The organism is Rhizobacter koreensis, assembly GCF_013366375.1.
In the GTDB taxonomy this organism is placed as follows: Bacteria; Pseudomonadota; Gammaproteobacteria; order Burkholderiales; family Burkholderiaceae_C; genus Schlegelella_A; species Schlegelella_A koreensis.
The window spans coordinates 138,037-160,999 of the sequence record NZ_JABWMJ010000003.1 but is presented as its reverse complement, the minus strand read 5'-3'; the positions used below and the strand labels follow the sequence as shown (position 1 = coordinate 160,999).

22 protein-coding genes are annotated in these 22,963 nt (G+C 68.6%); 4 read left to right on the top strand and 18 right to left on the bottom strand.

The genetic code is table 11. From position 1 onward, the window contains the following. Window positions 1-5 precede the first annotated feature (5 nt). The 11 genes from pilV to HQN59_RS07650 all read right to left on the bottom strand — a co-directional run bounded on the left by pilV (window position 6) and on the right by HQN59_RS07650 (window position 10,136). Complete coding sequence (gene pilV / locus HQN59_RS07700) at window positions 6-503, bottom strand: type IV pilus modification protein PilV (RefSeq protein WP_176067803.1); 498 nt, start codon at window positions 501-503, stop codon at window positions 6-8. Beyond that, window positions 493-1,101 (bottom strand): prepilin-type N-terminal cleavage/methylation domain-containing protein, encoded by a 609-nt coding sequence (locus tag HQN59_RS07695; protein ID WP_176067801.1) that lies wholly within the window; start codon window positions 1,099-1,101, stop codon window positions 493-495. The genes pilV and HQN59_RS07695 overlap by 11 nt, the downstream gene beginning before the upstream one ends. Next, window positions 1,095-1,523 carry a type IV pilin protein gene (locus HQN59_RS07690; RefSeq protein WP_176067799.1) on the bottom strand — a complete coding sequence of 143 codons (429 nt, stop codon included), beginning with the start codon at window positions 1,521-1,523 and terminating at the stop codon, window positions 1,095-1,097. The genes HQN59_RS07695 and HQN59_RS07690 overlap by 7 nt, the downstream gene beginning before the upstream one ends. Before the next feature lie 128 nt (window positions 1,524-1,651). Continuing rightward, a complete protein-coding gene (gene aroB, locus HQN59_RS07685; protein ID WP_176067797.1) occupies window positions 1,652-2,758 on the bottom strand; it encodes a 3-dehydroquinate synthase in 1,107 nt (368 codons plus the stop codon). A 51-nt stretch (window positions 2,759-2,809) separates the two neighbouring features. Beyond that, window positions 2,810-3,331 carry a shikimate kinase gene (locus tag HQN59_RS07680; RefSeq protein ID WP_176067796.1) on the bottom strand — a complete coding sequence of 174 codons (522 nt, stop codon included), beginning with the start codon at window positions 3,329-3,331 and terminating at the stop codon, window positions 2,810-2,812. 14 nt (window positions 3,332-3,345) lie between these two features. Further along, window positions 3,346-5,037, bottom strand: a complete 1,692-nt coding sequence (locus HQN59_RS07675) for a hypothetical protein (RefSeq protein WP_176067794.1) — start codon at window positions 5,035-5,037, stop codon at window positions 3,346-3,348. Between the two features lie 32 nt (window positions 5,038-5,069). After that, window positions 5,070-7,241, bottom strand: coding sequence for a type IV pilus secretin PilQ (locus HQN59_RS07670; protein WP_176067792.1), 2,172 nt, complete (start codon window positions 7,239-7,241; stop codon window positions 5,070-5,072). Next, window positions 7,238-7,774, bottom strand: a complete 537-nt coding sequence (locus HQN59_RS07665) for a pilus assembly protein PilP (RefSeq protein ID WP_425342695.1) — start codon at window positions 7,772-7,774, stop codon at window positions 7,238-7,240. The genes HQN59_RS07670 and HQN59_RS07665 overlap by 4 nt, the downstream gene beginning before the upstream one ends. Window positions 7,775-7,779: 5 nt before the next feature. Further along, a complete protein-coding gene (locus tag HQN59_RS07660) occupies window positions 7,780-8,478 on the bottom strand; it encodes a type IV pilus inner membrane component PilO (protein ID WP_176067790.1) in 699 nt (232 codons plus the stop codon). Between the two features lie 6 nt (window positions 8,479-8,484). Further along, window positions 8,485-9,102, bottom strand: a complete 618-nt coding sequence (locus HQN59_RS07655; protein WP_176067788.1) for a PilN domain-containing protein — start codon at window positions 9,100-9,102, stop codon at window positions 8,485-8,487. Continuing rightward, on the bottom strand, window positions 9,099-10,136 hold the full coding sequence (locus HQN59_RS07650; protein WP_176068435.1) for a pilus assembly protein PilM: 1,038 nt from the start codon (window positions 10,134-10,136) through the stop codon (window positions 9,099-9,101). Before HQN59_RS07650 ends, HQN59_RS07655 begins: the two co-directional genes overlap by 4 nt. Window positions 10,137-10,448: 312 nt before the next feature. Between HQN59_RS07650 and HQN59_RS07645 the strand changes: the two genes are divergently transcribed. Next, entirely contained in the window at window positions 10,449-12,833 is a 2,385-nt protein-coding gene (locus tag HQN59_RS07645; protein WP_176067786.1) for a penicillin-binding protein 1A, read from the top strand. A 132-nt stretch (window positions 12,834-12,965) separates the two neighbouring features. Here HQN59_RS07645 and cyaY read toward each other — a convergent pair whose 3' ends face one another. Then, window positions 12,966-13,331: an iron donor protein CyaY gene (gene cyaY / locus HQN59_RS07640; protein WP_176067784.1), complete on the bottom strand. Its 366-nt coding sequence runs from the start codon at window positions 13,329-13,331 to the stop codon at window positions 12,966-12,968. On the opposite strand from cyaY, the gene lptM reads away from it, so the two are divergent. Together lptM and lysA are read left to right on the top strand one after the other, a co-directional pair. Then, window positions 13,330-13,536, top strand: a complete 207-nt coding sequence (gene lptM / locus HQN59_RS27005) for an LPS translocon maturation chaperone LptM (protein ID WP_425342694.1) — start codon at window positions 13,330-13,332, stop codon at window positions 13,534-13,536. The two genes, cyaY and lptM, sit on opposite strands and share 2 nt — an antisense overlap. Next, window positions 13,533-14,810: a diaminopimelate decarboxylase gene (gene lysA, locus HQN59_RS07630; RefSeq protein WP_176067781.1), complete on the top strand. Its 1,278-nt coding sequence runs from the start codon at window positions 13,533-13,535 to the stop codon at window positions 14,808-14,810. The genes lptM and lysA overlap by 4 nt, the downstream gene beginning before the upstream one ends. A gap of 75 nt (window positions 14,811-14,885) precedes the next feature. Here lysA and HQN59_RS07625 read toward each other — a convergent pair whose 3' ends face one another. The 6 genes from HQN59_RS07625 to HQN59_RS07600 all read right to left on the bottom strand — a co-directional run bounded on the left by HQN59_RS07625 (window position 14,886) and on the right by HQN59_RS07600 (window position 22,032). Continuing rightward, window positions 14,886-16,001, bottom strand: a complete 1,116-nt coding sequence (locus HQN59_RS07625) for an ABC transporter ATP-binding protein (RefSeq protein WP_176067779.1) — start codon at window positions 15,999-16,001, stop codon at window positions 14,886-14,888. A 34-nt stretch (window positions 16,002-16,035) separates the two neighbouring features. Continuing rightward, window positions 16,036-17,022 (bottom strand): ABC transporter ATP-binding protein, encoded by a 987-nt coding sequence (locus tag HQN59_RS07620; protein ID WP_176067770.1) that lies wholly within the window; start codon window positions 17,020-17,022, stop codon window positions 16,036-16,038. 100 nt (window positions 17,023-17,122) lie between these two features. After that, entirely contained in the window at window positions 17,123-18,049 is a 927-nt protein-coding gene (locus HQN59_RS07615) for an ABC transporter permease (protein ID WP_176068433.1), read from the bottom strand. A 113-nt stretch (window positions 18,050-18,162) separates the two neighbouring features. Continuing rightward, on the bottom strand, window positions 18,163-19,737 hold the full coding sequence (locus HQN59_RS07610) for an ABC transporter substrate-binding protein (RefSeq protein WP_176067768.1): 1,575 nt from the start codon (window positions 19,735-19,737) through the stop codon (window positions 18,163-18,165). A 59-nt stretch (window positions 19,738-19,796) separates the two neighbouring features. Continuing rightward, window positions 19,797-20,780 (bottom strand): ABC transporter permease, encoded by a 984-nt coding sequence (locus HQN59_RS07605; RefSeq protein ID WP_176067759.1) that lies wholly within the window; start codon window positions 20,778-20,780, stop codon window positions 19,797-19,799. A 154-nt stretch (window positions 20,781-20,934) separates the two neighbouring features. Beyond that, the gene (locus HQN59_RS07600; protein WP_176067757.1) at window positions 20,935-22,032 is read right to left on the bottom strand and encodes a porin; all 1,098 of its coding nucleotides are present in this window, start codon (window positions 22,030-22,032) and stop codon (window positions 20,935-20,937) included. Between the two features lie 254 nt (window positions 22,033-22,286). Here HQN59_RS07600 and coq7 point away from each other — a divergent pair, with 254 nt between their 5' ends. Beyond that, the gene (gene coq7, locus HQN59_RS07595) at window positions 22,287-22,943 is read left to right on the top strand and encodes a 2-polyprenyl-3-methyl-6-methoxy-1,4-benzoquinone monooxygenase (protein ID WP_176067755.1); all 657 of its coding nucleotides are present in this window, start codon (window positions 22,287-22,289) and stop codon (window positions 22,941-22,943) included. Window positions 22,944-22,963 lie beyond the last annotated feature (20 nt).

Sequence of the window (22,963 nt, the reverse complement as noted above, 5' to 3'; positions counted from 1 at the left end):
TCGGCTCAGTTGACGTAGGTCACCAGCGTGTGGCGGCGTGGCGCGCTGTCGTTCGCCGTGCGCCAGCACACGGTGATCGAGACCCGGTTGCGCTGCGCGGTGTCGACGGCGACCTGCTGGAAGGTGGCGTCGGCGCCGGGCAACCCGCCGCCCGCACTCGCCGCACGGTTGATGACGTCGAGCAAGGCGGCCTCTTCGGTGTCGTCGCCGGTGAAGGCGCAATCGGCCGGCGCCCCGGTCGCACGATGCGCGAACCGCGGCAGCGACGCCGCGAGCGCGGCATCCGAACTGCGATCGACACTCAGCGCGATCCGGCTCGCGATCGCATCGGCATAGGCGCTTGCCTCGGTGCGGTATTGCGCGTCCGACTGTGCGCTGACGGCGGTGCCGCCCATCGCGACGAGGCCGAGGATGCCGAGCGCGAAGATGAGGATCGCGACCAGCGCCTCGATGAGGAAGAAGCCGCCCTCGGCGCGGCGATTCAGGCGACGCTCAGCAGCCACGGGTGTCTCCGGGTACCGCGCTCGCCGCCGGGTCGCAGGCCATGATCTGCCCGCCGGGCAGCACGCGGATCTCGCGGCAGCGGATCGGGCCCGACGGGGCGCACGCGCCGCCGTTCGGATTGGCGATGCTGATGACGTAGCCGGTGCCGTCGACCGTCGCACCGAAGCCGTTGAACGCGATCACGCCATCGAAGCTGCCCGCGCCGATCACGCCGCCCGACACCTGGACCGCCGGGTTCGTGCCGCTGCCACCGCCCTCGTTGCCCGACTTCGCCTCGATCAGCTCGAAGTCGGCGCCCGACGCCGCGCGCACGAACCAGTGCCGGCCGGTGATGCTGGGCGCTGCGGAACTCGCCGCGGCGTCGCTGGTGGGAACGGTGTCGCTCATCACGAAATGCGCCGGCGCGTTGCGGCGGATCGCCTCGGTGCGCGCGAGCTGCACGCCGCTGTAGAACGTCGACGCGGCATTGGCGACCTTCGAGTTCTGCAGGTAGGTCGCCAGCGACGGCGCACCGAGCGCGAGCAGGATCCCGATCAGCGAGATGCCGACCAGCAGCTCGACCAAGGTGAAGCCGCGCAGCGGCGCCGTCTTCAGCACGAGCCTTCCTTGCGCAGCACCCAGCAGGTCGCGCCGGCGCCGCTCCAGCCGCCCGGCACGGCGACGGTGACGCGCTGGTTCGCCTGGTTGAGCGTGTACTGGAAGCCCGCCATCGAGCCGATGCCGGTGGCGGTGATCGTGTAGGTCGAGGCGTCGGGAGTGCCGCAGTCGAACTGGAAATTGGCGGTGTTGGTCAGCGGCGGAGCGACCGTGCCGGCCGTGCAGGCGCCCGCGTAGGTGCGGTTGTCCTGGAAGAACTGCTCCATCTTCACGCGCATGCCGGCGAGCGCGCCGACCGCGTCGCTGATCTTGCTGCGCCGCACGTAATCGGTATACGAGGGCAGCGCGATGGCCGCCAGGATGGCGACGATCGCCACGACGATCATCACTTCGATCAGCGTAAAACCTCGGGCACGGCGCATATCGACCTCTTGAAGGCTGGCGAGTGTAGAAACCGGGTCGGAGGCGTCGCAACGCACGCCGACGAACGGGACGGCTGGTGAGCCAGACGGTCGGCCCCCGTGGTAGAGGCGGACCGATGTCACGCTTGTCAGACGGCGACTGCCGCGCTGCTGCAACGCTCGAGCGTGGGCGCGACGACGGCCGGTGCGACGCTGCGCAGCATCGCCTCGCCCGGGCCGCACGGCAGCACGAAACGCATCTCGCCGGCGAGCGCCTTCTTGTCGCCGCGCATCAGGTCGATCCAGCGTTCGAAGCCGAGATCGGGCGCCACCGTCGGCAGCCCCGCGGCCGCGACCACTCGTTCGATGCGCGCGGCCTGGCGCTCGTCGATCAGCTCGAGCCGGCGCGCCAGGTCGGCGGCCATCACCATGCCGCAGCCGACCGCCTCGCCGTGCAGCCAGGTGCCGTAGCCGAGCCCGGCCTCGATCGCATGCCCGAAGGTGTGGCCGAGGTTCAGCATCGCGCGCACGCCGTCCTCGCGCTCGTCGGCCGCGACCAGCGCCGCCTTGATCCGGCACGAACGATCGATGGCATGCGCGAGCGCCGGCTTGTCGCGCGCGAGCAGCGCCGGCAGATTGGCCTCGATCCAGTCGAGGAAGGCGTCGTCGGCCATGACGCCGTACTTGATGACCTCGGCGAGCCCGGCGATCAGCTCGCGCCGGGGCAGCGAGTCGAGCGTGTCGAGGTCGGCGATCACCCGATGGGGCTGGTTGAACGTGCCGATCATGTTCTTGCCGTGCGGGTGGTTGATCGCCGTCTTGCCGCCCACTGACGAATCGACCTGCGCGAGCAGCGTGGTCGGGACCTGCACGTACGGCACGCCGCGCATGTAGCACGCCGCCGCGAAACCCGCCATGTCGCCGACGACGCCGCCGCCGAGCGCGAAGATGGTCGTGCGACGGTCGCAATGCTCGGCCACCAGCGCATCGAACACGCGCTGCAGCGTCTGCCAGTCCTTGTGGGCCTCGCCGTCGGGCAGCACGACCTGGTGCACGTGCGCGTAGCGCCCGGCGAGCGTTCGCGACAGACGCTCGGCGTAGAGGGGGGCGACGGTGTCGTTGGTCACGATCGCGCAGGCATCGGCCTTCGGCAGGTCCGCCACGCTCGACACATCGCCGATGAGGCCGGAGCCGACGAGGATCGGATAGGTGCGCGCGCCGAGCTCGACGTCGATCGTGGCCAGGAGGGTCGTCATGGGGGTGTTTCGCAGTGCTGGAGAGCTCGGCGGACGCGCTGCCGGCAGCGGTCAGCTCGCGCGTGGCGGACGCGGCCCGAGGTGCGCAATGATCGCATCGACCGCCGTGCGGACCGGCCGCTGCGCCACGTCGAGGGTGAGCTCGGCGACCTCGCGGTAGAGGGGGTCGCGCGTTCGGCTCAGCTCGCGCAGCCGGCCGAGCGGGTCGGCCACCTGCAGCAGCGGCCGCTTGGTGTCGCGGCGCAGGCGCTCGAACAGCGGGTCGGGTGGCGCGTGGAGGTACACCGCGACCGTGCGCTCGCGCAGGACGGCGCGGTTGGCGGGCCGCACCACGGCACCGCCGCCCGTGGCGATGACCGCGTCGCTGCCCGCGCAGAGCTCCGCAATCACGCTTTCCTCGAGGTCGCGGAAGCGCGCCTCGCCCTCGCGCTCGAAAAAATTCCGGATCGGCTCGTGGATACGCGCCTCGATCAGCGCGTCGCTGTCGGCGAACGCGAGATCGAGGCGCGCGGCAAGGCGGCGGCCGATGGTCGACTTGCCGACACCCGGCAAGCCGACGAGGCTGATCAGCACGCTGGCGGCTGGCCTCAGTTCGGGTTGGCGCAGGCCGTCTCGGGCGGGGTCACGACCACGCCGTACGGGCTCTGCACGAACGCCGGGGGCGGCGTTCCGGTGACGGCGTCGGCCGGCACCGGCAGGATCTCGGTCCAGGTGGCGCGTCCTTCGGTGCCGCTGATGCCCGTCGCGGCGACCAGGATCCTCACGCGCGCCCACGACGCGACGTTCTGCGGGTATTCGATCTGCACGGTCGCGAGGCCCGCGTCGTCGGTCTTGCCGTTGCCGAGGATGGTGACGGCAACGTCGGACTTGCGCGGCTCGAGCGAGCCGTTGCCGTTGCGGTCTTCGCCGGTCTCGAGCACGCCGTTGCGGTTCACGTCCTCGCTCATGCACTCGAGCGCGGTCTGATCCCAGCGCGTGCTGCGCGTGTAGAAGCCCTTGTAGAAACGGTCGATGTCGATCGACGGGACGATGTCGACGTTGCCCTTGGCGCGGCCCGAGGCGTCGACCACCAGCACCGCGAACTGCCGCTTGTAGGTGAGGTTGGTCGCGCCCGTGAGGATCGTTGCGTTGGTGCCGATCGTCACCGACAGCGGATCCGACGCGACCGTGATCGTCGCGGTCGTCCAGTTGGGGCACTGGCCGGCCGGGAAGTCCACCACGTCGTAGCACGCTCGAATGGTCACACCATTGGTCGGGCTCGAGCGCGAACCCGGCGCGTACGCGGTGGTCGCGATGCCGCCCGCATCCGAGTAGACCAGGCTGGTGCCGGTCGAGAAGGTGCCGCCGATTGACGCCGGATCTCCGTTGAGGTCGAAACGCACCCGCACGTTGCGGATCGGCGCGTTGTTCGTGCCGATGAACAGCGCGCGGATCTCGGTGCGGTTGTTGGTGGTCGCGGTGTTGGTCGTGACGACGCTCGGGTTCGCCGAAACCGAGGCCGAGAGGATCGGGCCGGCGGCGTCGGGCACCGTGCTCGCGCTCGACTGCACGCTGACGACCTGCGTGTTGGTCACGCCACCCGCCGTGCCCGTGATCTCGAGCGAACCGGTGGCCGCGGGAGCGGTGTAGGTGTAGACGTAGTCGCCGTTGTTGCCGGTGGTGCCGGTCGCGTTGCCGGCCGTGCCGCCGGTAACGGTGATGGGCACGTTCGAGATGGCGCGGCCGTTGGCGTCGACCAGCCGGAACTCGACCCTGTTGCCCGTGCTCGAGGGCGCCACGATGGCGGGCACCCGCGTTCCGGTAAGCGTCGCGCCGGTGACCGCGAACGCCTTCTGTGCGCTCAGGCTGCCGCTCTGGGCGGTGACCGTGACGATGCGGTTCGACGCGTCGGAGCCGATGCCGATGACCGCGGTGACCTGGCCGTTGGCGCCGGTGGTCGGGCTGCTCTGCGTGAACGAGGCGCCCTTGTCGACCGAGAACGTGATCGGGATGCCGCTCAGCGTCTGACCCGATGCGGTGGTCGCGGTCGCGGTCGCGGTGACGGTGGCCGCTCCGCCGTTGTTGATGCTCGACGAGCTGAGCTGCAGGTTGAGCGCCGCGGCGGTCGCGGTGCCGCACGTGGAGCCGCCCGCGCCGCTGGCCGATGCCGGCGGACACGCGGCACTGCCGCCGCCGCTATCAGGGTTGAACGGCGAACTGCCTGCATTGCCTCCCCCGCCGCCGCAGGCTGCCAGGAACGAGGTCGCTGCCGCCAGCAGCATCCACTTCGAACTCTTCATGGAATGGTGTTCTCGCTATCGATGGGTTCGGATCAACGCGCCGCCGTGCGGTCGCTCACGACCTTGGGCGTCAGGAAGATCAGCAGTTCGGACTTGCTCGATTGGCTCGTGCGCGACTTGAACAGGTTGCCGACGACGGGGATATCGCCCAGGAGCGGCACCTTGCTGACGTCCTCGCGCTCGTTCTGCTCGAAGATGCCGCCGATGACGACGGTGCCGCCGTTCTCGACCAGCACCTGCGTCTTCACGTGCTTGGTGTTGATCGCGAAGCCGGCCGACGTCGAGCGGCCGACGCTGTCCTTGGTGACGTCGACGTCGAGGATCACGTTGCCCTCGGGGGTGATTTGCGGCGTCACCTCGAGCTTGAGGTTGGCCTTGCGGAACTGCAGCGAGGTGGCGCCGCTCGAGGTCGCGACCTGGTACGGCAGTTCCTCGCCCTGCTCGATGAGTGCCTTCTGCTGGTCGGCGGTGACGACGCGCGGGCTCGACACGACCTTGCCCTTGCCGTCGGCTTCGAGCGCCGAGATCTCGAGGTTGAGGAAGCGGTTGGCCGAAGCGCCGAACAGCGAGAGCGCGAACGTCGCCGGGTCGCCGAACTGGGTCGACGCAGGCAGGTTGAAGAAGTTGGTGTCGTTGAAGTCGGTGCTTGTGCTGCCCGAGCTCTGCAGCGTCTGCGAGCCGACCGCGTTGAGGTTGCCGCCGATCGCGACCCGGGTGTCGCCGCCGACGCCGTAGCCCGGCACGCCGCCGCGCACGCCACGCAGGTCCTGCGCGCCGAGGCGCACGCCGAGCGAGCGGCCGAAGGTGTCGTCGGCGATCACGATGCGCGACTCGATCAGCACCTGGCGCACCGCGATGTCGATCTTGGCGATGAGGGCCTGGATCTCCTCGAGCTTCGAGGGAATGTCGCTCACGAAGAGCTGGTTGGTGCGCGCTTCCGAAACCACGCTGCCGCGCGGCGAGAGGATGCGCGAGGCGGTGCCGCCGCTGCTCTGGCCGGTACCGGTCTGCTGCCCCGTCAGACCCTTGGCGATGTCCTCGGCCTTGGCGTAGTTGAGCTGGAACGCCTGGGTGCGCAGCGGCTCGAGCGACGCGATCTGCTGCTTGGCCTCGAGCTCGATCTTCTCCTTGGCGTTGAGCTCGTCCTTGGGGGCGATCAGAATCACGTTGCCCGACTTGCGCAGGCCCAGGTTCTTGGCCTGCAGGATGATGTCGAGCGCCTGGTCCCAGGGCACGTCCTTCAGGCGCAGCGTGACGTTGCCGGTCACGGTGTCGCTGGTGACGACGTTGAAGTTCGTGAAATCGGCGATCACCTGGAGGAGCGCGCGCACCTCGATGTTCTGGAAGTTGAGCGAGAGCTTCTCGCCCGCATAGCCGGCGCCCTGCACGAGCTTGTTGGGGTCGATCTTCTGCGCCCGCACCTCGAGCACGAACTGATTGTCGGTCTGGTAGGCGCTGTGCTCCCAGGCGCCGCGCGGCTCGACCACCATGCGGACCCGATCGCCGCTCTGCGTGGTGGTGATCGTCTGCACGGGCGTTCCGAAGTCGGTCACGTCGAGGCGGCGACGCAGGCTGTCGGGCACGCTCGAGCGCAGGAACTCGACGACCAGGCCGCGGCCCTGCTGGCGGATGTCGACGCCGACCTGGTTGTTGGGCAGCTCGACGATCACGCGGCCGGCGCCGTCGGAGCCGCGACGGAAGTCGAGGTCGCGAATCGGCAGCTGGTTCGCGTTCATGCTCTCGGCGAAACGCGTCGGCGCGCTGGCCGCGGGCGCCGCCGCCATGGCCGGCGCGACGGCGCCGCCGTCGAGCACGATGATCAGCGCCTTGCCGTCGATCTGCGCGCGATAGTTCGCCGGCGCCTTGAGGTTCAGCACGAGACGGGTGCGCTCGCCCGACTGCGCCACGCTCACCGAGCGCAGGTTGCCCTGGTTCACGTCCACCGCCGACTTGCCCAGCGCGTTGCTCACGCCCGGGAGGTCGAGCGCGATGCGCGGCGGCGTCTGCACCGCGAAGCCGGTCGGCAATGCGCCGAGCGGTTGCGCGAGTTCGACGCGAACCACTTCGCTGTCGCCCTGCTGCGTGGCGGTGACCGACTGGATCGCGTTCTGCGCGAAGGCGAGCACCGGGGCGCAGATCGTCAGTGCGAGCGCAAGCGCACGCGAGCCCCAAACGGCCATCGATTTCTCCAGCTTTTGTTTCATCGTGCTTTCTCTTCGAGGCGCAGCGCCGCGTTGCGTTCGACCCATTCGCCGGCTGCGTCCTGCACGATCTCCCGATACTCGATGTCGGTCTCGGAGATCTTGGTGATCTTTCCGTAGTTCTGGCCGATGTAGTCGCCCGGCCGGACCTGGTAGAGCAGGTTGTCGACGCGCAGCAGCGCGTACGGACGACCGCCCCGGACGACGCTGCCGACCATCGACATGCTGTCGATCGGGTACGCCTCGAGCGGCGACTTGCGTCGGTTGATCTCGGCGGCTAGCAGGGAGTTCGGCTGTCGCGCCTCCTGCTTGAGCGCGACCGTGAGCTTCTGCGTGCTGAAAGGCTCGACCGCGGTGAGCGCGGTGTACGCCTGCGGGTTGAACTTCTTGGGCGCGGAGAGCGGCTCGACGTTGGGCTTGACGACGCGCTTTTGCTCTTCCATCCACTGCTGCAGCTCGTCGACGTCGGCGCTGCAGCCGGCCACCAACGCGACGATCAGCGCAAGCGGCACCAGCCGCTGCGCGCGCGGGCTCATCCGCATCATTTCTTCGCTCCGGACTTCGCCTTCGCCTTGGCGGCGGCCTGGCGCACTTCCTCGAGCTCGGCGGCGTCGAGGTAGCGATAGGTGCGTGCGGTCGCTTCCATCGAGAGCTGGCTGTTCGCGGTGTCGCGGCTTGACACGATCACCATGTTGTGCAACGTGACGATGCGCGAGAGGTTGGCGATGTCGCCCGCGAAGGCGCCGATGTCGTGGTAGCGGCCGACCACGCGGATCGCGATCGGCAGCTCGGCGTAGTAGTCCTTCACCGCGACCTGACCGGGCCGGAACAGCTCGAACTGCAGGCCACGGCCGAGGCCGGCCTGGTTGATGTCGGAGAGCAGTGCGTCCATTTCGGCCTTGCCGGGGAGCTGCTTCTCGAGCTGGGTCACGTACTCCTCGACCTGCAGCTTCTGCTTGCGCAGTTCGCCGAGGTTGACGGCCTGGCCGAGCTTGGAGCGGTAATCGGCCTTGAGGATCGGCTCCTTGGCGCGCTCGGCCTCGAGGCTGTCGTGCTCGTCCGACAGCAACAGGAACCAGCCGAGCAGGACCACGATCAGCGTGACGCCGGCCCAGGCGAGCAGCTTGGGCAGGATCGGCCACTGCCCGGGCTCGTTGGGGTTGAGGTTGCGGAACTGCGAAGAGACGTCTTCGACCAGCGAACCGACGTCGACGCGCACCGCTTTAGCTTGGGTCGCCATGATGGATCAGGCTTTCGGGGCGGTCGCGGCGGCGACCGGCTGCGGTGCGCTCGCCGGGGTGTCCTGCGGGCGCTTGACCGTGAGGCGCACCGAGAAGTCGAACAGGCGCTTCTGCTCGCGCTGCGCGGTCTGCAGCGTCGCCGCCTTGCTCTCGATCAGCTCGGGCCGCACCAGCCACTCGGAGTTGTAGGCGGTGTTGCGCAGGAACTCGGAGACGCGCTCCTGGGTCTGCGCGATGCCCGCCACGAGCAGGTTCTGGCCTTCCTGCTTGAGCGACGTGAAATAGACGCCTTCCGGCGTCTGACGCACCAGTTCATTGAGGATGTGCACCGGCACGTTGCGGTCGGTCTGCAGGTCTTCGACGGCCTTCTGGCGTGCCTTCAGCGAGGCGATCTCGGCACGCAGGCTCGCGATATCCTTGATCTGCACGTCGAGCTTGGCAATCTCGGTCTGCATGAACTGGTTGCGCGCCTGCTGGCCCGAAATCAGCTGCTCGACGACGAGGTACCAGACGCCGACGATGCCGAGGCCGAACACCGCTGCCGCACCGAGGCCCACGAAGAAGGCGATGCGCCTGCGCCTGCGCCGCTCCTCCCGGTGGGGGAGCAGGTTGATCATGATCACTGCACGAACCTCCGCATCGCCAGGCCGCACGCGGTGAGGTACGACGACGCTTCACGCCGCAGCTTGGCCTCTCGGACCGCTGAGCCGAGCTTCATGTTCTCGAAAGGGTTGACCACCATCGACGCGAAACCGGTCAGCTCGGTCACCCGATCCTTCAGGCCCGGCAGCGTGGCCGTGCCGCCCGCGAGCATCACGTAGTGCACCTTGTGGTGCGGCGTCGACGTGAAGAAGTACTGCAGCGCGCGGCCGATCTCCTGCGACAGGCTGTCGACGAACGGCACCAGCAGCGAGGTCTCGTAGTCGTCGGGCAGGTCGGAGGCGAGCTTCTTGTGCTCGGCTTCCTCGTACGAGAAGCCGTACTGGCGCGAAATCAGCTGGGTGAGCTGCGAGCCGCCGAACGCCTGATCGCGGTCGTACAGCATCTCGTCGTCGCGCAGCACCTTGAGGCTGGTCGTGTCGGCACCGATCTCGAACAGCGCGACGAGCGCGTCGCGGCCTTCGTTCGGCAGCCCGGCGATGACCCGGCTCATCGCGAGGCGTGACGCGTGCGACTCGATGTCGAGCACCGCGGGCCTGAGGCCCGCGGCCTCGGCCAGGCCCTGGCGGTCCTGCACGCGATCCTTGCGCGACGCCGCGATCAGTACCTCGACGTCGCCCACCGACGTGGGGCTCGGCCCGATCACGCAGAAGTCGAGGCTCACCTCGTCGAGCGAGAACGGGATGTACTGGTTGGCTTCGGACTCGACCTGGAGCTCGAGCTCCTCTTCGCGCAGTCCGGCCGGCAGCATGATCTTCTTGGTGATCACGGCCGATTGCGGCATCGCCATCACGACCTGACGGGTGCGCGTGCCGCTCTTGCTCACGACGCGGCGCACCGCCTCGGCGACCTCGTCGAACTTCTCGATCTGGCCGTCGGCGATCCAGCCCTTCTCGAAGCTCTCGGAACCGAAACGCTCGAGAACGTAGTCGCCGTTGGCGGCCTGCCCGAGTTCGACCAGCTTGACGCTCGACGAGCTGATGTCGAGCCCGATCATCGGCGGATGCTTGCGGCCCAGCAATGTGTCAAGAAAGCTCACGACACCCCTTATATAAGCCGCGAACCCAGCACGGCCTACTGTTAATAACTTACTTGAATCGTAGCAGCAAGGCCCTTGTGAGCCAAAGCAAATTCCCCGGGGCGCCACACCCGCTCGTTGCAAATCTCACACGTGCCGCGAACGGTCGGAAACTGTTTGTTCGCGTCATCCGGCGAGCGTGCAATCGTGCCCCGCGGAGGCCTCCCAGCATCCCCTGAATTGGTATGGAAGACCCCGCTTTCTATAATCCTCGGCTCACCCCCGGACCCGATGACCGCTCCTGACAACCCGCGCCGCGAGGCGAACCCGCCGCGCGCGCCCCAGCCTTCGTTCGGGGCCGGCGTGCTCCGCTTCGCTGCGCGCTTCGTGTCGTCGTTCGTCGGCCTGGTGGTCGCCGGCGCCTTGGCGGTGGCCCTGCTGGTGGGCATCGCGCTCGCGGTCGCCTACCCCAACCTCCCGGAGATCAGCAGCCTTACCGACTACCGGCCGAAGCTGCCGATGCGCATCTACTCGGCCGATGGCGTGCTGCTCGGGGAGTACGGCGAGGAGCGCCGCAACTTCATTCCCATCGGCGAAATCCCAAAGGTCATGAAGGACGCGGTGCTGGCGGCCGAGGATGCGCGCTTCTACGAGCACGGCGGCGTCAACTACGTGTCGATCATCCGTGCCGGCCTCGCGAACTTCACCGAGTCGCGCACGGCGCAGGGCGCGTCGACGATCACCATGCAGGTGGCGCGCAACTTCTACCTGTCCACTGAGAAGACCTTCACGCGCAAGATCTACGAGATGCTGCTGTCTCTGAAGATCGAGACGCTGCTCAACAAGGACCAGATCCTCGAGGTCTACATGAACCACATCGCGCTCGGCCAGCGCGCGTTCGGGTTCGCATCGGCGAGCGAGATCTATTTCGGCAAGCCGCTCAAGGACATCACCATTGCCGAGGCGGCCATGCTCGCGGGGCTGCCCAAGGCGCCGTCGGCCAACAACCCGATCGTCAACCCCGAGCGGGCGACGATCCGCCAGCGCTACATCATTGATCGCATGCTCGAGAACGGCTTCATCACGCCCGAGCAGCACGACGCGGCCAAGCGCCAGGCCATCAAGTACCGGGCCCCGCGCGGCATCGCGGTGCACGCCGAATACGTCGCCGAGACCGCGCGCCAGATGGTCTATTCGCAGTACGGCGCCGATGCCTACACGCGCGGCCTCAACGTCTACCTGACGTTCAACTCGAACGAGCAGATGCTCGCCTACCGGGCGCTCCGCAAGGGCATCATGGATTACGAGCGGCGCCAGGTGTATCGCGGTCCCGAGGACTACATCGACCTGCCGAACGACCCCGCCGAGATCGACAACCGGGTCGGCGAGGCGCTGCAGGACTACCCCGACAACGACGAGCTGAAGTCGGCGGTGGTTCTCGAGGCTTCGCCGAAGAAGGTCGTCGCGATGCTCCAGAGCGGCGACAGCATCGACATCGTCGGCGACGGACTCAAGCCCGCGACTTCGGGCCTCGCGCCCAAGGCCAATCCGCAGACGCAGATCCGGCGCGGGGCAGTGATCCGCGTGATCCGCGGCGCCAAGGGCGACTGGAGCATCACCCAGCTGCCCGAGGTCGAAGGCGCGTTCGTCGCGCTCGACCCGCGCACCGGCGCGATCCGCGCCATGGTCGGTGGCTTCGACTTCTCGAAGAGCAAGTTCAACCACGTCACGCAGGCGTGGCGTCAGCCGGGCTCGAGCTTCAAGCCGTTCATCTACTCGGCGGCGCTCGAGAAGGGCTTCACGCCGTCGACGGTGATCAACGACGCCCCGCTCTTCTTCGATTCGGGCACCACCGGCAGCCAGCCCTGGGCGCCGAAGAACTACGACGGGACCTTCGATGGCCCGATGACGATGCGCAAGGGTCTCGCCAAGTCGAAGAACCTGATCTCGATCCGCATCCTCAAGGCCATCGGACCCCAGTACGCGCAGGAATGGGTCGGGCGCTTCGGCTTCGACCCCGAGAAGCACCCGGCCTACCTGACGATGGCGCTCGGCGCAGGCTCCGTGACGCCGCTGCAGATGGCGTCGGCGTATTCGGTGTTCGCGAGCGGTGGCTACCGGGTCAACCCGGCACTCATCACCCGCATCACCGACTCGAAGGGCAAGGTGCTGAGCGAAGCGCGCACGCCGCAGCTCGACGAGTCGATGCGCGTGATCGAGGCGCGCAACGCCTTCGTGATGACGAGCCTGCTGCAGGAAGTCACGCGCGCCGGCACCGCCGCCAAGGCGCAGGCCACGCTCAAGCGGCCCGACATCTACGGCAAGACCGGCACCACCAACGACTCGCTCGACGCCTGGTTCGCCGGCTGGCAGCACGACGTCGTCGCCGTGGTGTGGATGGGCTATGACAACCCGCGCAAGCTCGGCGATCGCGAGACCGGCGGCGGTCTGTCACTGCCGATCTGGATCGACTACATGGCCAGCGCGCTGCGTGGCGTGCCGGTTCAGGAACCGGTGCCTCCGGAAGGCCTGGTGAACCAGGGCGGCGAGTGGTACTACGAGGAGTACGCGCGCGGCACCGGCATCAGCAGCATCGGCCTCGAAGACCGTCCGGCCGCGGCACCGCCCAACGAGGACGAGGAGCGCAAGAGCATCCTCGACCTGTTCCGGCGCTAGCCCAGCCTGGGTCGCGGCTCAGCCGCGAGTGCGGCCCGGACCGCTCCCACCCGTCGCGACCGCTTGCCAGCGTCTGCCCCCGCTTCACGCGTCCGCGGGCGCCGAAGGCGCAACGATCCCGGCCCGTGCGCTCTACGCCTGAGCGACCGGATCGAAACGCAGGGCGGTACCCGCCTGCTCGCTGGCGCACGCCGAGAGCGCCTCGAAGAACTCGCGCCCTTCGCGATCGACCCAGCGGGTGCCGTCGAAGCGGTAGTGGTAGCCGCCGGAGCGCGCCGCCATCCAGAGTTCGTGCAGCGGTGGCTGCGTGTTCAGCACGATCGCGCTGCGATCCGGGAAACGCAGCTCCAGGAGACCGCCCGTGCGCTGCGCGTCGATGTCGATCACGTCGTCCTGGAGCAGGCGGTCGACCGTCGCTTCCACCGCAGCGAGCACGGCGTCGCTGCGGGCGTGGTACTCGCTGTCGGAAAGGGTCGCTGCGGCTGGTTCGCCAGGCATGGTCAGTAGAATCCGCACGATGCTGCAAGAGCCGACAAGTGTAGGGCGCACCCCGTCCCCGCGCCCTCGCGGGGGTGGCCGCAGGGCCGCCGTGCCGGCGGCGGCGCTCGCGCTGGCCATGCTTGCCGGCTGCGGCCAGAAGGGCCCGCTGATTCCCGTGACGCCGGCCGACCGTGCCGCGTCGGCGCCGGCAGCGGCGCGATGAAGCTCCCCGGTCATCCCCACGTCCGCTACCGCGGCGCGGATCTCGTCGTCGACGACTGCGTGGTCGCCGACCTGGCGCGCCGCTTCGGCACCCCGCTCTACGTGTACTCGCGGCGCGCGATGCTCGCGTCGCTCGCCGACTACCGGCGCGCCCTCGCCGGGCGCAACCACCTGCTCTGCTACGCGATGAAGGCGAACTCGAACCTCGCCGTCCTGCAGGTGTTCGCCGAAGCGGGTTGCGGTTTCGACATCGTCTCGGGCGGCGAGCTCGAGCGCGTGCTCGCGGTCGGCGTCGACCCGGCGCGCATCGTGTTCTCGGGGGTCGGCAAGACGCGCAGCGAGATGCGCCGCGCACTCGACGCCGGCGTGCTGTCGTTCAACGTCGAGAGCGACCCCGAGCTCGACGTGCTGTCCGAGGTCGCCGCGGCGGCCGGCAAGGTCGCGCGCATCAGCCTGCGCATCAATCCCGACGTCGACCCGCAGACGCACCCCTACATCTCGACCGGGCTCAAGGCCAACAAGTTCGGCATCGCGCACGCCCATGCGGTGGATACGTACCGGCGCGCCGCCGCCCTGCCGGGGCTGCGCGTGGTCGGCATCGACTGCCACATCGGTTCCCAGATCACCGCGGTGGACCCCTACCTCGATGCGGTCGACCGACTGCTCGACCTCGTCGAGGCGATCGAGTCGCACGGTATCGCGATCGAGCACGTCGACATCGGCGGGGGCCTCGGGATCACCTACGCCAACGAGGAGCCGCCGAGCGCCGAGCTGCTGATGAAGAGCGTGCTCGGACGCCTCGACGCGCGGGGCCACGGGCAGCGCAAGCTGGTGCTCGAGCCCGGCCGCTCGCTGGTCGGCAACGCCGGCGTGCTGGCGAGCGAGGTGCTCTACCTGAAGCCCGGTGACGAGAAGAACTTCTGCATCGTCGACGCGGCGATGAACGACATGATCCGGCCGACGCTTTACGGCGCCTGGATGGGCATCGTCGAATGCACCCGGGACGCCGCCAGGCCGGCGTTCCGCGCCGATGTCGTCGGGCCCGTCTGCGAGTCGGGCGACTGGCTCGGCCGCGACCGCGAGCTCGCGGTGCAGCCCGGCGACTTCGTCGCGGTGCTGTCCGCCGGCGCCTACGGCATGGCGGCGGCGAGCAACTACAACACGCGCGGACGGCCGGCCGAGGTGATGGTCGACGGCAGCGACGTCTGGCTGATCCGCGAGCGCGAGTCCACTGCCGACCAGATGCGCGGCGAGCACCTGCTGCCGGTGCGCTGAGGCGCTGCGGCGCCGGCCGTGTGCCGCCGCCATCACCCGGAGCCTCGCGTCACCGCTGCCGGTGTCACAGGCGAATCAGATCCGCCCCTCCTCCACCGCGTGACAGGCGACGCGCACGCCGCCGTCGTCGATCAGCTGGGGGCGCTCGACGCGGCAGCGCTCATTGGCGTGCGGGCAGCGCGGGTTGAACGCGCAGCCGGCCGGCGGGTTGAGCGGGTTCGGCACCTCGCCGCGCACGGGCGTGCGCGCACGCCCGCTCATTCGCACGTCGGGGATCGCGTCGAGCAGCATCCGCGTGTAGGGGTGGCGCGGGCGCGCGAACAGCTCGGCCTTGGGAGCGAGCTCGACGATGCGGCCGAGGTACATCACGCCCACGGCGTCGCTGACGTGGCGCACCACCGCCAGGTTGTGCGAGATGAAGAGGTAGGTCAGGCCCTGCCGCCGCTGCAGGTCCTTCATGATGTTGAGGACCTGCGCCTGGACGGAGACGTCGAGCGCCGACGTCGGTTCGTCGCAGACCAGGAACTCGGGCTCGGTCGCCAGCGCGCGGGCGATCGAGATGCGCTGCCGCTGGCCGCCCGAGAACTGGTGCGGGAACTTCTCGAGATCGGCACCGGCGAGGCCGACCTGCGCCAGCAGCTCCACCACCCGAGCCCTGACGGCGTCGCGCCCTGCCTTGGCGCCCGCGCTGCCCACGAGGCCGTGCTCGAGCAGCGGCTCCGCGACGATGTCCTCGACGCTCCAGCGCGGGTTGAGACTGGCGTACGGGTCCTGGAAGATCATCTGCAGTCGGCGCCGGAGCGTGAGGTCGCGCGAACGCCAGGTGTCGGCCATGTCGAGCCCCGCGAAGCGAACCGTACCGCGAGTCGGCGTGTAGAGGCCGACGAGCATGCGTGCAACCGTGCTCTTGCCGCAGCCCGACTCGCCGACCAGCGCGAGCGTGTCGCCGCGCGCGATGGTGAAGCTGACGCCATCGACGGCATGCACGAACTGGCGGGGCTTGCGCTCGATGACGCGGTTGAGCCACGGCGCCGACACCTCGAAGGTCTTGGCGAGATCGTCGACCTCGACCAGCGGCGCCGCCGGAGCGGCGGGAATGCGCCATGGCGCGGCGCCGGCCGCGTCGGCGGGTGCGCGGGCGCCACGAACAGGCGACGCGGCGCTGCCGGACGAACCCGCGGGCGCGCTCATCGGTTTGAGCCGTGGCGAACGGATGCGCGGCCGCTCATGCGGCCATGCGCCCGTCGTGCGCGTGCAGCCAGCACGCCGCGCGCGTCGCACCGGCCGCGAACAGCTCCGGGCGCTCCCGACGGCAGCGCTCGAAGGCGTGCGGGCAGCGCGGGTTGAACGCGCAGCCAGGCGGAATGGCCGTGAGGCGCGGCATCGCGCCGTCGATCTGCAGCAGGCGCTCGCGGTCCTGATCGATGGCCGGGATGGCGCCCATGAGCCCCGCCGTGTACGGATGGGCCGGCGCGTGGATCACCGCTGCCACCGGGCCGATCTCGGCAACCCGCCCGGCGTACAGCACCGCCACGCGGTCGCAGGTTTCGGCGATCACGCCCATGTCGTGGGTGATCAGCATGACCGCAGCGCCGTGGTCGCGACAGAGGCGCCGCAGCAGCTGGATGATCTGCGCCTGGATCGACACGTCGAGCGCGGTGGTCGGCTCGTCCGCAACGATCAGCTTGGGCTCGCCGGCGAGCGCGAGCGCGATCACGACGCGCTGGCGCATGCCGCCCGAGAACTGATGCGGGTACTGGTCGAGGCGTTCCTCGGCCGCCGGGATGCCGGTCTCCTGCAGCAGCCTGAGCGCGCGCGCCCGCGCCTCGGCAGCACTCACGTCGAGGTGGGTGCGGATCGTCTCGACGAGCTGCTCGCCGACGGTGTAGAGCGGGTCGAGCGAGGTCAGCGGATCCTGGAAGATCGCGCCGATCTGACGTCCGCGCACCTTGCGCATCGCGCGCGGCGGCAGGTCGTCGATGCGCTGCCCGCTGAGCCGGATCTCGCCTCCCGCGATGCGCCCCGGCGGGTCGAGCAGGCCGATGATCGCGGCGCCCGTGAGCGACTTGCCGGCGCCCGACTCGCCGACGACTCCGAGGATCTCGCCCGGCGCGATGTCGAACGAGATGTCGTCGAGCGCCACCAGCGTGCCGCGCCGCGTCGGGAACTCGACCCGCAGGTTGCGAACTTCGAGGAGCGGTGCGGCGCTCATGGGTGCGCGGGGGCGTGGGGGGCCGAACCCATCACCGAGTCGACGTGCAGTTCGCCGGCGCGGCTTGCGGCAGCAGACCCGCGGCAGACGATGGCGCACCTCATCGCAGCCGCGGGTTGAGCGCGTCGCGCAACCAGTCGCCGAACAGGTTGATGCTGAGCGCGATCATGACCAGCATCGCGCCGGGAAAGATCACCAGCCACCAGGCGCCGCTGAACAGCTGCTTGTTGCCTTCGTTGATGAAGGTGCCGAGCGACGGCGACGTCGGCGAGACGCCGACGCCGAGGAACGACAGCGTCGCCTCGGAGAGGATGGCGGTCGCGACCTGGATCGTCGACAGCACGAACACCGGTCCCATCACGTTCGGCAGCACGTGCTTCCTCATGATGCGAAGCGGCGATACGCCGATGACGCGCGCCGCCTGCACGTATTCCTTGTTGCGCTCGATCATGGTCGAGCCGCGCACCGCACGCGCGTACTGAACCCAGCCGGGCAGCGCGATCGCGACGACCAGCACCCCGAACGCGAGCAGGTCGGTCGCGTTCGGGAACAGCGCGCGCCCGACCCCCGCGATAAGCAGTGCGATCAGGATCGACGGAAACGACAGCATCACGTCGCACACGCGCATGATCAGCGCGTCGATACGGCCGCCGAGGTAGCCCGAGACAAGGCCGAGGCTGACGCCGATCAGCATCGACAGCAGCACCGAGGCGCCGCCGACGAACAGCGAAATGCGCGCGCCGTAGATCAGCGCCGACAGCACGTCGCGGCCCTGCTCGTCGGTGCCGAGCAGGTACTTCGGCGAGCCGCCCTCGAGCCACGCCGGCGGCAGCATCGAGTCGGCGAGCTCGAGCGTCGCGAGGTCCTGCGGGTTGTGCGGCGCGACGACGCCGGCGAACACCGCGCAGACGATGCAGAGCGTCGCCACCAGCGCGGAGCCGAGCGCGACCGGAGAGCGCCGGAACGAGTACCAGACGTCACCGTCCAGGAAGCGCGCCAGGCGGCCGGCCGCACGGGTGCCGGTCAGTGGCTCGACGGTGCCGGATGCCGGCGAGTCGATCGGCGCGAGCAGGTCGATGTCACGATCGCCGCCGGCCGCACCCGCAGCGCCGCCTTCGACGGCGGGCGCGCGCGACAGCGTCAGCGAGCCTTGAGCGTCATCCACTTGAAGTACATGTAGTTGTTCGGCAGCTGGACCAGGCTGACCCGGTTGCTGTGCGCCCACGCCAGCGCCTGCTGGTGCAGCGGGATGTGCCCGACATCGTCCTGGTGGATCTTGAACGCTTCCCGGATGTACTCGTTGCGGCGCTTCTGGTCGGTCTCTGACTGGATGCGCGTGACCAGATCGTCGAACTTCGGGTTGCTGTACCAGCCGAGATTGAACTGGCCGCGACCGGCGTCGTTCGGCGTCGCCATGATCGACGACAACGTGTCATGCGAGTCGACCGTGCTCGGGGTCCAGCCGAGCAGGTAGAAGCTGGTGTCGCGGCGCAGGATCTTCGGGAAGTAGCTGACCTTGGTCTCGGCCTGCAGGTTCACCTTCACGCCGATGCGCGCGAGGTTGGCTGCGACGGCCTGACAGATCGCCGAGTCGTTGACGTAGCGGTCGTTCGGGCAGTTCATGCCGACCTCGAAGCCGTTCGGATAGCCGGCCTCGGTGAGCAGCTTCTTGGCGGCGTCCGGGTCGTACGGCAGCCGCTTGTTCATGTCGGGCTGAAAGCCGCGCACCGCCGCGCCGACCATCAGCGCGGTCGGCGTCGCCGCACCACGCATGACGCGCGTCTTGATCGTTTCGATGTCGATCGCCTGATAGAAGGCGCGCCGCACGCGCACGTCTTTGAACGGGTTCTTGCCCTTGACGTTGCTGAACTGCAGCTCGTCGCGGCGCTGGTCCATGCCGAGGAAGATGGTGCGCAGCTCGGGCCCCTGCAGCACGGTGATGTTGCCCGACGCCTTAATGCGATCGACGTCCTGCAGCGGCACCGGCTCCATGACGTCGGTCTCGCCCGACAGCAGCGCGGCGACGCGCGTCGCGTCGTTGCCGATCGGGGTGAAGATCACCTCGTCGATGTTGCTTTCGGGCTTGGCCCAGTGATTGAAGTTGCGCACGAGCACGGTGCGCGCCGACGGCTGGCGTTCCTTCAGCCGATAGGGACCAGTGCCATTAGCCTTGAAGCTGGCGGTGTTCTCGATTCCCTTGCGCCGGTCAACCGGGCGCTCGGCCTTGTTCTCCTCGCACCACTTCCTGCTCATCATCCCGAGCGTCGTGAGCGTGTCGGGGAGGATCGGGTACGGGGCGCTGGTCTCGATGTCGACGGCGAACTCGCCTGCCTTGCGTACCTCCTTGATCGGGTTCGTGTAGCCCTTCATGTCGGAGCCCTCCCCCGACGCCCGCTTGAACGTGAACACCACGTCGTCGGCCGTGAACGGGGTGCCGTCGTGGAATTTGACGCCCTGGCGCAAATCGAAGCGCCACACCGTGGGGCTGGTCTGCGTCCACTTGGTCGCCAGCGCCGGCGCGAGGCCCATGTTCTTGTCGCGTTCGATCAGCGACTCGTAGACATTGCCGGTGAAGCTGAGCTGCAGGCTCTCGTTCAGCGAGTGCGGGTCCATCGACTGCACGTCGCCCTGATTCGAGACGCGCAGCGTGACGGCGGCGCAAAGGCCGCACGCGGTCATGAGGGCGGCGGCCAGGAGGGTTCGCTTGAGCTGCATCGTCGTCGTCTCCACTTCAGGGTTGGGTGCGTCGCACCGAGGTCGAGGATGGGTGGGGATCAGTGCGCGCCCGCCGCCCGCTCGATGCGCAGGCGCGGATCGACCGCGAAATAGAGCAGATCGACGATCAGGTTGATCAGGACGAAGATCAGCGCGATCAGGCACAGGTAGGCCGCCATGATCGGGATGTCGGCGAAGCTCACCGCCTGGATGAAGAGCAGCCCCATGCCAGGCCACTGGAACACCGTCTCGGTGATGATCGCGAAAGCAATGATCGAACCGAGCTGCAGCCCGGTGATGGTGATCACCGGCACCAGCGTGTTCTTGAGGGCGTGTTTGAAGTGCACCGCGCGATCCGACAACCCTCGCGCGCGCGCGAACTTGATGTAGTCGGTGCGCAGCACCTCGAGCATCTCGGAGCGCACGAGGCGCATGCTCAGGGTGAGCTGGAAGATCGCGAGCGTGACGGCCGGGAGGATGAGGTGCTTCCAGCCGTCGACGGTGAAGAGGCCGCTGGTCCAGCCGCCGATCGAGACGACCTCACCGCGTCCGAAGCTCGGCAGCCAGTTGAGCGTGACCGCGAACACGAGAATCAGCAGGATGCCGATCAGGAACGTCGGCAGCGACACGCCCACGAGCGAGACCGTCATCAGCGCGTGCGAGACGAACGAGCCGCGTCGCAGTGCGGCATAGACGCCCATGGGAATGCCGGCGAGCAGCGCGAGCAACGCAGCCAGCAGCGACAGCTCGAGCGTCGCGGGCAGACGCTCGACGATCAGACCCGAGACCTTGCGCCCCTGACGCAGGCTGAGGCCGAACTCGCCGCGCACCGCATTGCCGACGAAGCGCGCGAACTGCACCGGGAACGGGCGGTCGAGGCCGAGGTCGCTGCGCAGCTGCTGGCGCTGCTGGGGCGTCGCATCCTGCCCGAGGATGTTGGTGACCGGATCGCCCACGTACTGGAAAAGCATGAAGGCGATGAAGGCAACCGTCAGCATCACGACGACGGCCTGCGCGAGGCGACGGAGAACGAAAGCAAGCATCAGGCTGCATCAAAGCAAAAGCGGGGCCTCGCGTCAGCAGGGGATGCCCGGGTCGGTGCCTCGTCGCCGCGTCTGTACTCTCCCAAAAAGAAAAGGCCGCCCGGAGGCGGCCTTTCTTCAAACCGATGGTTGCTTGCGCGAGGCAGGCGTCCGATCAGAAGAAGTGACGAACACCGAACTCGACACCACGCGAGTCGCCGCCGGTGCTCGGCAGAGCCGTCGCCGACTGGCTGCCCGTCGAGGCGTTCGTGCCGCTCGCCGGAGCGATCGACATGGCCGCGTTGCGGTTGTTGTCGAGGTACGAAACCGTGCCGTACACCGCGGTGCGCTTCGACAGGTTGTACACGTAGCTGGCCTTCAGCTGCTGAGCCGTGCTGGTGCCGGCGCCGTCACGACGCAGACGGCTGCGGTCGTAGCCGACGTGCACTTCGCTCTGGCCGAACGGGATGACCGCGCTGATCGAGCCGCGCAGTTCGCGGTCGTCAGCGGCGTTGTCCAGACGCTCGTAGTCGACGTAGCCCATCAGCTTGGCGAAGCCAAAGTTCCACGAGGCACCGACGTTGATCGACTTCTGGTCGTCGTTCGTGATCGCGCCGCCCGGGGCACCAGCGGTCCAGCCATTGAAGGAGGCACCGCGATAGCGGATCTGGGCACCGGCGACAGCGACGTCGAACGGACCCGCGGCGAAGCCCACGCGGCCGCCAAGGTAGCGGGCCGGACGGTCACCCGAGGTGGCGCCTTCGCTCGTACCAGCCATGAACTGACCGTACCAGCCACCGAGGTTCGACGGCAGGAAGTACTGGATCGTGTTGTCTTGGCGGGTGCCCGGGTGACGCTGGGCGGTGTTCAGCGAATTGCCCAGACCGTTGGTGCCGAAGGCATCGAACAGGGTCAGGTTCCAGAACGTCGGGGTGTAGTCACGGCCGAGGCGGATTTCGCCGGCGTTGCTCGACAGGCTGACGGTCGAACGACGGTTCCAGAACTTGCCGTTGGCGGTGCCGCTGTCGGCGTTCACGCCGGCCAGAAGAACGAAGCTGGCCTTGAGGCCGCCGCCGAGGTCTTCGACGCCACGGAAGCCGAGCTGGCTGCTGTTCAGGCCGTCCGAAGCCAGGCTGAAACGGCGGTTGCTGCCTTCGTTCTTGACGTAACGACCAGCCAGGTCGATCGTGCCGTACAGGGTGACCGACGATTGCGCCGAGGCGACGCCACTAAAGGCGCCCAGAACAGCAAGGGCGAGCAGAGATTTTTTCATTGCAACTATCTCCTAGGTTGAACAAGAGGTCCCGATCACGAAATCACCTGCGGTGGGCAGATCAGGCGCAACCCCCTCAGCGGAAGTTGTGTGTATTGCACCAGAGGGCCGGGGGGCTGGAAAGCGTTGCCTCCCAAAAAAGGCGCTTGTGTTGTCTGGGCACAACGAGAACTGGCGGGTGAAGCCGGCGCTGTTCGAGCGAGTCGAGGCGGCTTGCAGCGCCTAGGCAGGACCCGTTCCGGTATTCTGGGGCGATGCAGCCGACCCGACCCGAACTCACGCCGACCGATCGCCTGCTGACGGTCGTCGAGCGGGCCCTGCGCTCCTTGACGGGAGCCGATCACGCCGCCCGGCCGTACCCCGCCGGCGCCGGTGCGGCAGGCGACGCGGTCGGGCTCAGCGGCGCGGAACGTCGCGAAGCCGGCGCGCTGATGCGGGTCAACCACGTCGGCGAGGTCTGCGCGCAGGCGCTGTACACCGCGCAAGCGCTTGCCGCGCGCGGCGACACGACGCGGCGCCAGTTCGAAACCGCGGCGCGCGACGAGACCGATCACCTCGCGTGGACCCGACAACGCCTGCGCGAACTCGGCGCACGGCCGAGCCTGCTGAACCCGCTCTGGTACGCGGGTGCCTTCGGCTTCGGGCTCCTGGCGGCGCGTGCCGGTGACCGCGTCAGCCTCGGGTTCGTCGTCGAAACCGAGCGCCAGGTCGAGCAGCACCTGGAAAGCCATCTCGGACGGCTGCCCGCCGCAGACACTGCTTCGCGTGCGATCGTCCAGCAGATGAAGGACGACGAGGCGCGGCATGGTGCAGCCGCCGAGCGCGCCGGCGGTGTGCGCCTGCCGGCGCCGGTGCGCTGGGCGATGCGCGGCGCTGCCAAGGTCATGACGACGACCGCGCACCACCTCTGACGCGGCCTGCGGCCGCAGCC

Excerpts from the sequence above, each read along its gene's own strand:
- HQN59_RS07665 (WP_425342695.1), bottom strand. The coding sequence starts at position 7,774 with ATGAGCCCGCGCGCGCAGCGGCTGGTGCCGCTTGCGCTGATCGTCGCG.
- HQN59_RS07660 (WP_176067790.1), bottom strand. The coding sequence starts at position 8,478 with ATGGCGACCCAAGCTAAAGCGGTGCGCGTCGACGTCGGTTCGCTGGTC.
- HQN59_RS07620 (WP_176067770.1), bottom strand. The coding sequence starts at position 17,022 with ATGAGCGCCGCACCGCTCCTCGAAGTTCGCAACCTGCGGGTCGAGTTC.
- aroB (WP_176067797.1), bottom strand. The coding sequence starts at position 2,758 with ATGACGACCCTCCTGGCCACGATCGACGTCGAGCTCGGCGCGCGCACC.
- cyaY (WP_176067784.1), bottom strand. The coding sequence starts at position 13,331 with ATGCCTGGCGAACCAGCCGCAGCGACCCTTTCCGACAGCGAGTACCAC.
- HQN59_RS07675 (WP_176067794.1), bottom strand. The coding sequence starts at position 5,037 with ATGAAGAGTTCGAAGTGGATGCTGCTGGCGGCAGCGACCTCGTTCCTG.
- HQN59_RS07605 (WP_176067759.1), bottom strand. The coding sequence starts at position 20,780 with ATGCTTGCTTTCGTTCTCCGTCGCCTCGCGCAGGCCGTCGTCGTGATG.
- HQN59_RS07690 (WP_176067799.1), bottom strand. The coding sequence starts at position 1,523 with ATGCGCCGTGCCCGAGGTTTTACGCTGATCGAAGTGATGATCGTCGTG.
- HQN59_RS07625 (WP_176067779.1), bottom strand. The coding sequence starts at position 16,001 with ATGAGCGCGCCCGCGGGTTCGTCCGGCAGCGCCGCGTCGCCTGTTCGT.
- lptM (WP_425342694.1), top strand. The coding sequence starts at position 13,330 with ATGGTCAGTAGAATCCGCACGATGCTGCAAGAGCCGACAAGTGTAGGG.
- HQN59_RS07600 (WP_176067757.1), bottom strand. The coding sequence starts at position 22,032 with ATGAAAAAATCTCTGCTCGCCCTTGCTGTTCTGGGCGCCTTTAGTGGC.
- HQN59_RS07645 (WP_176067786.1), top strand. The coding sequence starts at position 10,449 with ATGACCGCTCCTGACAACCCGCGCCGCGAGGCGAACCCGCCGCGCGCG.
- HQN59_RS07650 (WP_176068435.1), bottom strand. The coding sequence starts at position 10,136 with ATGATCGGGCTCGACATCAGCTCGTCGAGCGTCAAGCTGGTCGAACTC.
- coq7 (WP_176067755.1), top strand. The coding sequence starts at position 22,287 with ATGCAGCCGACCCGACCCGAACTCACGCCGACCGATCGCCTGCTGACG.
- HQN59_RS07670 (WP_176067792.1), bottom strand. The coding sequence starts at position 7,241 with ATGAAACAAAAGCTGGAGAAATCGATGGCCGTTTGGGGCTCGCGTGCG.
- HQN59_RS07610 (WP_176067768.1), bottom strand. The coding sequence starts at position 19,737 with ATGCAGCTCAAGCGAACCCTCCTGGCCGCCGCCCTCATGACCGCGTGC.
- lysA (WP_176067781.1), top strand. The coding sequence starts at position 13,533 with ATGAAGCTCCCCGGTCATCCCCACGTCCGCTACCGCGGCGCGGATCTC.